The organism is Thioalkalivibrio sp. ALE23 (genome assembly GCF_000378545.1).
In the GTDB taxonomy this organism is placed as follows: domain Bacteria; phylum Pseudomonadota; class Gammaproteobacteria; order Ectothiorhodospirales; family Ectothiorhodospiraceae; genus Thioalkalivibrio.
Genome location: NZ_KB900047.1, coordinates 1 through 10,302, shown reverse-complemented (window position 1 = coordinate 10,302; position 10,302 = coordinate 1). Strand labels below are relative to the sequence as shown.

The window sequence follows — 10,302 nt, the reverse complement described above, 5'->3', positions numbered from 1 at the left end:
GTCTTGCGCTTCGCCGTCCACCGCTTCACCGGTGCTTCTTCGCTCATCATGCCCTCCTGTTGGCCCCACAATAACCTGTGCAGCCGTCGAGGGGGTCACTTCAGGCGCCTCCTGCAGTTCCTGCCGGATCCGGGGTGTGGTGCGGGCGTTGGAATGGATCGTACTCGCCATGCGGTCAGCCTCCCGTACGCTCATCGGGCACAATACTCATCCACTCCCGGGCATGAAACAGGGGTGCCTTCTCTCGTGGTATGCAATCAGGCGAGACCTGAAACTTCATTTCTGTCGCACAGACGAGGTTGGCGATGGATCCACGTTACCCGGAAACAGGTCCCTTCCTAGGGGTATTCCCAACTGAAAGCGCCTTACTGAGCAACCGGTCAATATAGACATCCTTATCTTCCATCTGAAATAGGATGTTCCAACCCTCCATCTGCGATTTATCAACCCCCCAAAGAAGCTCCATTTCATGCGCCGGGGTATTTGAAATCACGAAGCTATTTAGTGTCACGGCCGGATCCCCAAGCCGGACTTCGATTTCTCTGATTGTCTCGTGGAACTGAATTTTGGGATCTCCAGCACCAAGGTTACGAATGCCTTTGGGATCCACAAACGAGATGTACTCCTGACCCTCAGCAATCAACCAGACGATAAAATCGGGATGGAAGTTGCCCGCCTCGAAGAAGCCGACGCCACGACCCTTACTCAGGTTGCGCAACAGATAGAGCTCCTTGTCCTCCAGTAATGCAGGCTTCGAGTCACAGTAAACCTTTAGGTCTTCCACGAAGCGCCGCTCGCCCTGATTCAAGGGTACGGGACTGATCTCGACGGTTGAGCCCGCCAGGTGCAACAGTGGCTCGTACAGGTGTCGAGCGAATGGTATGGCTTGCAGGCCGCCAAACTGCCAGGGATTCAGCGTGCCCGCATCAATCTGCGCTTTGAGCTCCTTAAGCTTGGCGACAATCTCGGTCTGAGACTCCTCCACGAGGATGCGGTGGTATCCCTCCGGGAACTCCTCATTGACCTGAGGAAAGTTCGGGTCGGTGGCGTCCAGATAGCGATATTCCAAGTGTGGCAGCTCCCATTCCTTCTTTCGGAATGAGTAGTAGCGCTCACAGTACTTCTTGAGAAGCGCCTCTCCGATTTCCTGCCACAGGTGAATCTTCTCAAAGGAATCAAAGGCCAGCTCGGATTCCGGGATCAGCAGCCGATACCAGCTCTGGTCGGCCAGTAGTTCGGGCAACACATCCCGTGGCAAGTTCAGGTTGTGCCAAGCCCGCTCGGCCTTGAAGCGTTGCAGCTCGAAATACAGCGCATCTAGGTCGAGAAAGGCAATATGTCGCTTGGTCAGGGCGCCCTGTTCCGGCTGGCGGTCTTCCTCAACAGCACCGACACCACTGGAGCGCAGCGCTTGAATCTTGGGGTACCAGTTGAGCACAACCTGATGTGTTTGCAGATACCGGGTGGCCGCCTCCTGCGCGGGATCGGGACGGGCCAGAGTCGGCACTGGCCCCAATTTTTTGAAAGCGTCACCGAACTCGGTACTGACCCCGTTGATCGTCTTCTTCAAGCGAATGGTCTTGAGCTTCTTCTGCCCTAGGTTGCGAATCACGGGAAGCAGGAATTCGATACGTTCCTCGTTCGACGGCAACCCTTCTTCTTCCAGGAACTCCCGGAACTGGGCCATGTAGTCGGCCTTGATGCCGAAGATATTCAGGGTTTCGAGTATCGGTAGGTGGGCGGGCCGCGCCACATCTTCCGGCAGGTTCACCCTAGCACTGCGCTTCAGGCTGCGGTCATAGCCTTTCAGGCGCACCCCGCGACCAAAAAGCTGAATGATCTGCGAACCCTCCGTGCTGCCGACATTCATCAGCCCCATGGTGCTGACGCGCCAACTGTTCCAGCCTTCGGTGAACTTCTTGGAGCCGATCAGAACATTGACCGACGAATCGGGGGCATTTATCGACTGGAACAAGGAGCCCTTGAAATCCCGTTCACCAACCAGCAGACCGTCTTCGTTCTCACAGAGCGAACACAGTCTGCTGTCATCGCCGACATTGATCACGCCGAACGGTTCGTTATCTCCAACGCGCAGAGCGATTTCCCCCGGGACACCCTTTAGGTTCTCCACATGCAGGGCGCCACCACCTGCCGCATTGAACAGGCTGGCTTGCACTTCCTCAAACAGTTGCTCGGCGGAGAGCCCCAAACCGTTCAGGTAGGCAAAACGCCGGGCAAATAGATTGCGCCCATCGGCAGCGATCAAGCCTTCCTCCAGAACCCTCCGGATGCGCGCCGTGCTCCTGGCACGATCAGCGAGGAAGCGCGCCAGAAAGCGCAGAATCTCTATGATGTCGGAAGCATCCTTGGTCGAGAGTGACGCTGTTACGCGGCCACCTACGAAGATCCACAGCGGTTTCTCAAGATTGAAAGGCCGGCAGGCACTAGCCTGTTCACCATAGAGGCGCAACTGCTGGAAGAAAGACAGTAAGCAGGCCACCAGATACACTTCCATGGTGTTTTCCTGGGTCTGCGGGTCCAGATTCAGTATCTGGTAGTCCTTGCCATAGCCGTCGCCATAGAAATACTTGTAGGAGTAATCGAACAACACGCCGCGCGCGTATTGGGCGGTCAGTTGCGAGCTGCCCTTGACCGCCTGGCCGAAGGTCGCCGAATACTCGAAAGAAAAGCCCTGCTCGCACAGGGAATTGCGAAAGCGCATCCAGGTGCCGGCCTCGCCGGAACTGGCGCCCCGGTGCCCTTCGTCGATGAGCACGAGGTTGTTGTTCTCAAAGGCATCGACGGCGACCGTCTTATCGCCCATCTCGTCGCGCAGTTTATTGATGTCGATGATCTCCACCGCTTGTCCGGCGAACAGCCCGCGCCCGTTCTTGTCGAACAGCTCGGCCTCAATGCCAGCGGCCTGAAACTCCAGAAGATGCTGGTGGCTCAAGCCTTCATTGGGAGTCAGCAGGATGATCCGGTTCAGCTCACGCCGACGGCGGTGCTTGGTCAGGTAGTGCTGATACTGCAGGATGTTGGCGTGCATGATCAGCGTCTTTCCGGAACCGGTGGCGCTCCAGAAAGCCAATTTGTTCAGTTGCCCGGTGACATCGCCGTCCGGATCCAGCAACGGCACCTGATCCAGTTCCGGCTTGTCGGTGTTGTAGCGCTCAATCTGTTCGTTGATCGAGGCCAGCAAGGCATCCGCATCGGAGAAATAACGGTCCAAATAGATCTCGGTGAACAGCAGCGACAGGTACTGGAAGTACTTCCAGGCGATAGCCTCTTCACCGCGTGCCAGCCGGCGCTCGTTCAAACGCTGCGTATGACGGACAATATTCTGGTCATACTCCAGCAATAGATCGGCCGGCAGTTCGGGCAACGGGTCAGTCTGGTTGGTCAGGGTCGTGTGGAAGCGGTGGATGTTGTTCTCGTCCAACCCGCCGGCGCTGTCTTCGCTCAACTGAAACTTCTGTTTGAAGGCTTCCAGCAGCGGCAGCCGCTTGCCGTTCCAGGTAAAAAAGCCATCCGTCGACGGCAACCCGAACAGGCTGAACAGCCACTGGTTCAGCACCAGCTTGTAGGCGAACGGCACCTGGGGTTTCCTCGTGCGCTTGCGTCCCGCCATGTTCACGCCTCCGCCTCTTCAAACATCAGCCGGTGGAAGTCTTCCTCGATCAGGCGGACTTTCCAGGTGTCGTCGGGCTGGCGCAGGTTTTCCAGGTTGTTGTCACCGTTGACGTAAATCAGGTCGAACTCACTGTCCTTGCTGGAGTAGCCCTGCTTCTTGAACCATTCGTCCAGCACCAGGTTGTCCTGCTCGGGCTCGCCGGTGAGCTTGCGCCAGATCACCAGGGTCTTGCGGCCGTCCGGCGTGGTGCCGGTGACGGTGCGGAACCACCAGGGACCGTCGTCGGCTTCGCGAAGGCGGCCGTCGAGCAACATGCGGCGCGGGTTTTCCTCCGGCAGATCCGGATCTTCATCGTGCTTGAACTGGGCCGTTACGGTCTGGGGCGCGGCGATGGTCTCCACGGTCAGCCCGATCAGCCAGTTGAAGGTCTCCAGCAGGTCCACGTTGACCTCGCGGGTTTCCTCACTGCCGGGGCGTTTGATCTTGAGCCGGTAGGCGGTGGGATCGGCAAAGGCGTCGATATTGAGCAGTGACTGGCTACCCCGGGTCTCCACATCCAGCCAGTAGCGCAGCAGATATTGCTCGCGCAGGCAGTCGACGCCCTGGGCCTGCTGGCTGGCCAACAGGTCACTCTGCGTCTCAGTGCGGCGCGGCTCCAGGTTATTGAGTCCGTCTTCGTAGGATTCAAGACGGACGACCTTCATGATACGTGGGCTGCGGTCTGCCTCTTCTTTTGTCGCGAGGCGTTCAGGCTTCCCGTCTGCCCAATCGGGCGAAAACGTGACTTTCTTCAAGCGTGGGAGAAGCACCGCATCGAAATAATCACCCATTTCCATCAACAAAAACTTACGCTGACTGCCATCGGCTCGGTTCAGGTTGACAACTGCATGCGCAGTAGTTCCTGACCCGGCAAAAAAATCCGAGACGATGCAATCAGAATCTAAGTGAGAGATTCTAATAAGATCACGCATAAGGCCGACAGGCTTTGGATATGAAAACACTTTCTTGCCGAATAAATTCATCACTTGGCGAGTGCCACCTTGAGTTGTCTCAGCGTCTGGCCAGATAGAAACTGGCGTATTCACATCGCCTTTCTCGGTTCGTTCCTTCAAAAAAAGCTTGCGTTTCGGCGCTCCTGTCCCCCTAACTCCAAATGTAATGCGGTTGTCCGAAAACAACTCGTCATAGCGCGACCGGTTGAACGCCCAACTCCGACCGTTCGGTGGATAATGTTCGTCTCCGGTGTTGGGATTTTCAATAGGGTACTTGGTTTCTCCTCCGGGCTTATTGGCGTCGATTGGCACCGGCTTCCATGGCCCACGAGGATCATTATCCGGATTGCTATAATCATCTGGATTCAGAGGAAAACCTCCGAATTTATTAGCCATTCTGTCTTTGGCGTATGCAACGTGATAATTGTGGTTGAGTGAAACTTTGTGGTCACTTGATACAGAGTCTCTTGATTTCCAAGCTATTGTCCCAATGAAGTTATCGCCCCCATAAACTGAGTTTAGGATTTCGCGAAGCGTTGGATATTCGTTGTCGTCAATACTGCAGATGAAAGCCCCGTCTTCTCTAAGAAAAGAAGCACCACATTGAAGTCGATCCGTCATTAGAGAGGCCCACGTGGAGCGGGCATAATTATCCTTATAGATGAATTTTCCCGATTGCCTATCCAGCTCAGTATTGTATGGAGGGTCAATGTACGACACGTGCACTGAACCCCAGTATTTCATTTTGGCTACTTCTAATGCCTGAAAGTTTTCGCTATTAAAAAGTACGCCATCCGTCTGCTCGTCAATATCACCAATCGTCTCCAGCAACCGCTGACTGAAAGCGCCATCAAAGTGTCGCGTATCCACCATCAACGTCGGATGCGCCTTCAGAAACTCCACCGTCAATGGATCGCTGTAAGCCACCGTGGTCAAATCCGCCTCAAGCTCATCAATGGCATGTAGCTGAACCCATTCCTGACGCTGGGATTCGTTGGCGGCGATCTCAGGATAGAATTCTTCCGGAATGCAGCCTACGCGGATGCAATAGAATGTCTCGGTCACAAACTTCTTCTTCAGCCAGAGATTCTTCTGGAAATTCTCCAGTTGCGCCAGGAAGTCGATGATCTTGCCGGCAATTTTCCGGATCACCTTGATCTTGGACAGGTACTGCTCCACGCGCGGGGCGGTCTCAGATTCGATATCGTCCAGGTGCATGACTTCGTTCTTGATGTAGAAGTCCAGCTCCCGGCGCAAGAAGCCACCCAGGTCCTTGTGGATGAAGTAGTCGAAGGTGTTGCGGGCGGTGTAGCGGTCGAGATGGGCGGCCAGGCGGCTGTAGTCGGCCTGTTCGCCATCGGCCTTGATATGGTTCTTGGCCAGCTCCGCCAGCCAGGGCTTCAAGCTCTCGTCCTGTACTGCCAGCACCCGGCGTACAGCATCCTCGCGCAGGTCTTTCTGAGTAGGCGGTTTCTTCTTCGCCGCGGCGGTGGCGTTGGTCTTGGCGTCTTCATTCCAGTCGTTCATGGTGGCCGGACGGTATTCAAAGCGGAGCACCAGCTCCCTGCCGCTATCGCCCTCCTCCTCGGCGATAAAGTCGTCGCCCGCCAGGATGAAAACGCGGTTCTTGCCTTCGGCTTCCTTGACGTTGCCGTGCTCGCCCTCGGCGGCGTCCACCAGGCGGAAGTGCACACGCATGGGATCGTCGGCGCCAGGCTTCAGGGTAAAGGCGTAGTCGCGCAGGTACTCGCTGGTCTTGATGTAGTACTGGTCCTTGTTGGCCCAGTGCAGCTTCACTTCCTCGCCTTCGTAGGGAATAGCGTAGACGCCGGGCTTGTAGACGCGCTTGGCGAGGAAATCGCCCTCGTGGTAGTAACGGCGGAAGAACTTGTAGAGGTGGTCGTAGACTTCCTGCTCCAGGCCGGTGACATCCACACCCTGCTCGTCGATCTTCTGGCGCAGCTCCTTCACCTTGGCCGTGGTCTCCGGGTCTACGCCCAGGCCGTTGGCCTGCTCGATGGCCTGCTGTAAATCCTTCTCCAGCTCGGCCTTGTCGGCGGTCTTGTACTGACTGAAGGCCTCCTTCACCTGTGGCAGCAGATCGCGGTCGAGGAACTGGCTGATCTCGTCGGCCCGGGCGTGCATGATGCGGTAGAGCCCGAAGTCCAGGTCCGGCTGATCGAGCTGGAAAAGCTCCTTGAGCAGGCGAATCAGTTTGTCGAAGGCAGGGTTCTGGCTCATGCTCGGGTAGTCCTTGTCATGTTTTCGTTGATTGCTTGATTCTCATTGCCGCTGTTGTCCGTCATACGACGGACCAGCGCAGCGTAAACAGACGCTCGCACTGCTGGTCGCGGGCAAGCCGCTTTTCCAGCGCGGTGATGAGGCTGTCGCGCTGTTCTTCGATTTCGTCTTCCACCCTGAAAATGTCTCGGCGCTGCTTGCGCTGGCGCTGTTCGAGCTGCTTCAGGCGCTCCTGGATCTCGTGCTGTTCTTCCAGGGTTTCAGCTTGGCGGCCTTGGCGGCGCAGAGCCTTGATCTGCTCCTTGGTGTCCTTGAGTGACTTCTCGGCGGCCAGCATCTTGTCCTCGGCCCATTGCTCCAGGCGCTCGCGGGCGGCGTTGAAGTGCTGGTTGTTGGCCTCCAGCGAGCGGTTGGCGGTGGCGCGCTGATGCTGGGCGAGCTCATCGCCAAGGCGCTCCTCCAATTTGGCGGGCAAGTCCACCGGGCCAAGATTTTCAGCGGCGACGTTGAACAGCTTGGCGCAGGTCTCGTTGTCCAGCGAACGGCCGTCGTCGTCGATACCGGAGAACAGCAGGTATTCCTCGGTTTCGAAGGACTCGATAGTGAGCTGGGCCAAGATCAGCCAGCCTGATTTGCCCTTGAGCGCTTCCACAAGGGCAATGCGCCCAGGATGGGTGGTGATGTTGAAGCGCAGATGCGCTGTGGGTGTCGGCTGCTGCTTGGCCGATTCGATGACATGCTCGCCCAGCGGATGGGAGAGACGGTACAGGTAATAACCGTAGTCCGGCATTTCGCCCTTCTCACCACTGCGCGTCTTGGAAATCAAGTGGTAGCTGCCGGGGCGGATGTCGGCTTTTGGCGGATCGTGGAGATCGAAGGCCAGGCTGGCTTCATCAAAACGGGCGCGGCCATCCAGAACGTGCTCGGTGACCTGCCAGAAACGCTGGCCTATGCGGTCGAGTTGGGCCTGGGCATCTTCCAATCGCAGGCGCAGGCGGGCGTGCACGTCTTCGTCGAAATGCTCCAGCAGGGCCTGGCGAGTTTCCTCGATGCGACCCTTGATCTGTTCGTCCAGTTCTTCCTGAAGCTGACGAAAGGCGGCTTCGATTTCGTCCGAGGTGCGGCACTGCTGGTAGATGGTGAGGATACGCTTTTCAAAGTCCACACCCGATTCGAGTTGGCCGAGTATCTCATCAGACGCGCCAAACAACCCATTAAAAAGGTTGAACTTGTCTGTCAGCAGCTCGTGCACGCGCTGGTCTGCCTCGTTGCGTTCATTGAGGAAGTTGACCACGATCACATCGTGCTGCTGGCCATACCGGTGACAGCGGCCGATGCGCTGCTCGATGCGCTGAGGGTTCCACGGCAGGTCGTAATTGATGACCAGTGAACAGAATTGCAGGTTGACGCCTTCTGCCGCTGCTTCTGTGGCAATCATGATCTTGGCGTTGTCGCGAAAATGCTCCACCAGCGCCAGCCGGACATCGATCGCACGGGATCCCGTAGCGCGGCCGCTTTCCTGGTTCTTGCTGACCCAGCTCTCGTAGATGGCCTTGGCTTCCGGGCCGGCGTTGGTGCCATTGAACAAAAGCACCTGGCCAGTATAGCCGTTCTGCTCCAGGTACGCTTTCAGGTAGTCCTGAGTGCGGCGGGATTCGGTAAAGATTAGCGCCTTTTCCCGTGCCCCCATTTCGACCATTTCCCGAAAGGCGACATCGAGTGCGGTGAGCAGCGCGCGGGATTTCGCGTCCACGCCGATGGCGCGGGCGGCTTTGGCCAAGCTATCAATCTCACTAATCTCATCACGAAGCTTCTTAGGCTCTGGGCGAGTGGCTTTAGCCTCCCCATCTGCAACCCCGTTCTCGTCCAGCGACAACCACTCGTCAAGCAATTCCGTGTCCATTTCCTCGCTTTCGACCAATTGGCTGCTCCAGTCCAGCTTCAGTTGCTCACTGTCGCGCAGGTCGATCAGCCGGTCGCGAAGACTTTCCAGGTTGCCGGCAATGGCGCTTGAGCTGGAGGCCAGCAGCTTGCGCAGGATCAGCACTATCAGGTGACGCTGGCGGTCCGGAATTGCGTAGGTGTTTTCCCGCTGCAGAAACTCCGAGATACGGTCGTAGAGCCTTTGCTCGGCATCCGTTGGCCGGAAGGGCTGGGTCAGCGCTCGGCGCTCGGTGTAGCGCACATACTCCAGCACTTCCTGGCGCAAGGTGCGTTTGCAAAAGCCCGCCAGACGCTGGCGCAGCCCGGCCAGATCGCCACCGGCATTCACGTACTGGGAACGGAAGGCGTTGGGATCACCGAAGATGTGGTCGTCGATCAGGCTCGCCAGCCCGTACAGCTCCATTAGGCTGTTCTGCAACGGCGTAGCGGTCAAAAGCAGTTTGCGGCGGCCCTCGGTGGCCCAGCGAATGGCTTGGCCCACTTTGTTGCTGGGCCGGTAGGCATTGCGCAGCTTGTGTGCTTCATCAATAATCACCAGGTCCCAGGGCACCATGCGCAGGTCGTCCTGCATACGGGCCGCATAGTGGTAGGAGACTAGCATCACGGCCCGCTGCTCGAATGGCCGTGGTTGGTCCTGTTGCTGGAATTGCCGGTAGGTGTGGGAATCCATGACTACAGCGGGCAGGTTGAATTTCTCCTGCAACTCCGTGGCCCACTGCTTGCGTATCGCAGCCGGACAGATCACCAGCAGGCGCCGGCGGCGTTCCGCCCACCGCTGGCACAGCACAATGCCCGCCTCGATGGTCTTGCCCAGGCCCACCTCGTCCGCAAGCACGACTCCCTCAGAGAGCGGGGACTGCAGGGCGAACATTGCCGCCTCGATCTGATGAGGGTTCAGATCGACAGAGGCATCGAACAGCGACATGGAAAGCTGGTCCGCCCCACCGGGTGGGGCCTGGCGCGTCAGATCATACGCGTAGTACTTGATATGGTGGGCTGTGGTCGCCATGTTATGCCTTTCAGACTCCGTTGTTCTTCGCACTGCCCAAAACGGATGGTATCGATAATCGGCCATCCCCGAAGCAGCGTGTCTTCAGCACCGGAAACGGTACCTGCCCGAAGCCCGTCCATATATGAATCCACGCCCGACTATTAGGCACTTACTAATGATTCCCTTGATAAGGCCGTTGTGCGGCTTGTAGCTCGGCTCTCATTACCTCACGTAGCTTGAGCGGTCGAAGCACCTCGACACCCGCTCCCAGTCCCAGCAACCACCACTTTAGATGCGCGGTGTCGCGGACGGTGGCGATTATCCGGGACGTGCCATCGGACATCGACTCGGTCCTCTGGTCGTCGGACAGCCGCGCCTCGTGCAAGTGGTAGGCGAGCCCCGAGCTCACCCGGAGTTCGATGCGAATGGTTTCGCCTTCGGGGTAATCGAATGCGCCCTGCTCGATGAACTGGTCGAGATCAAAGCCGGCGTCCGGATCG

At 57.5% G+C, this 10,302-nt stretch carries 4 protein-coding genes; all 4 read right to left on the bottom strand.

All coding sequences use genetic code 11. The features are described 5' to 3' along the window. Window positions 1-316: 316 nt before the first annotated feature. Window positions 317-3,631, bottom strand: a complete 3,315-nt coding sequence (locus F573_RS0113175; RefSeq protein ID WP_019022977.1) for a DEAD/DEAH box helicase family protein — start codon at window positions 3,629-3,631, stop codon at window positions 317-319. A gap of 2 nt (window positions 3,632-3,633) precedes the next feature. After that, complete coding sequence (locus F573_RS0113170) at window positions 3,634-6,867, bottom strand: site-specific DNA-methyltransferase (protein WP_019022976.1); 3,234 nt, start codon at window positions 6,865-6,867, stop codon at window positions 3,634-3,636. Between the two features lie 61 nt (window positions 6,868-6,928). Continuing rightward, window positions 6,929-9,820, bottom strand: coding sequence for an SNF2-related protein (locus F573_RS0113165; RefSeq protein ID WP_019022975.1), 2,892 nt, complete (start codon window positions 9,818-9,820; stop codon window positions 6,929-6,931). Window positions 9,821-9,974: 154 nt separating this feature from the next. Then, on the bottom strand, window positions 9,975-10,302 hold a 328-nt coding region (locus F573_RS14385; RefSeq protein ID WP_038033472.1), incomplete at its 5' end, for a WYL domain-containing protein.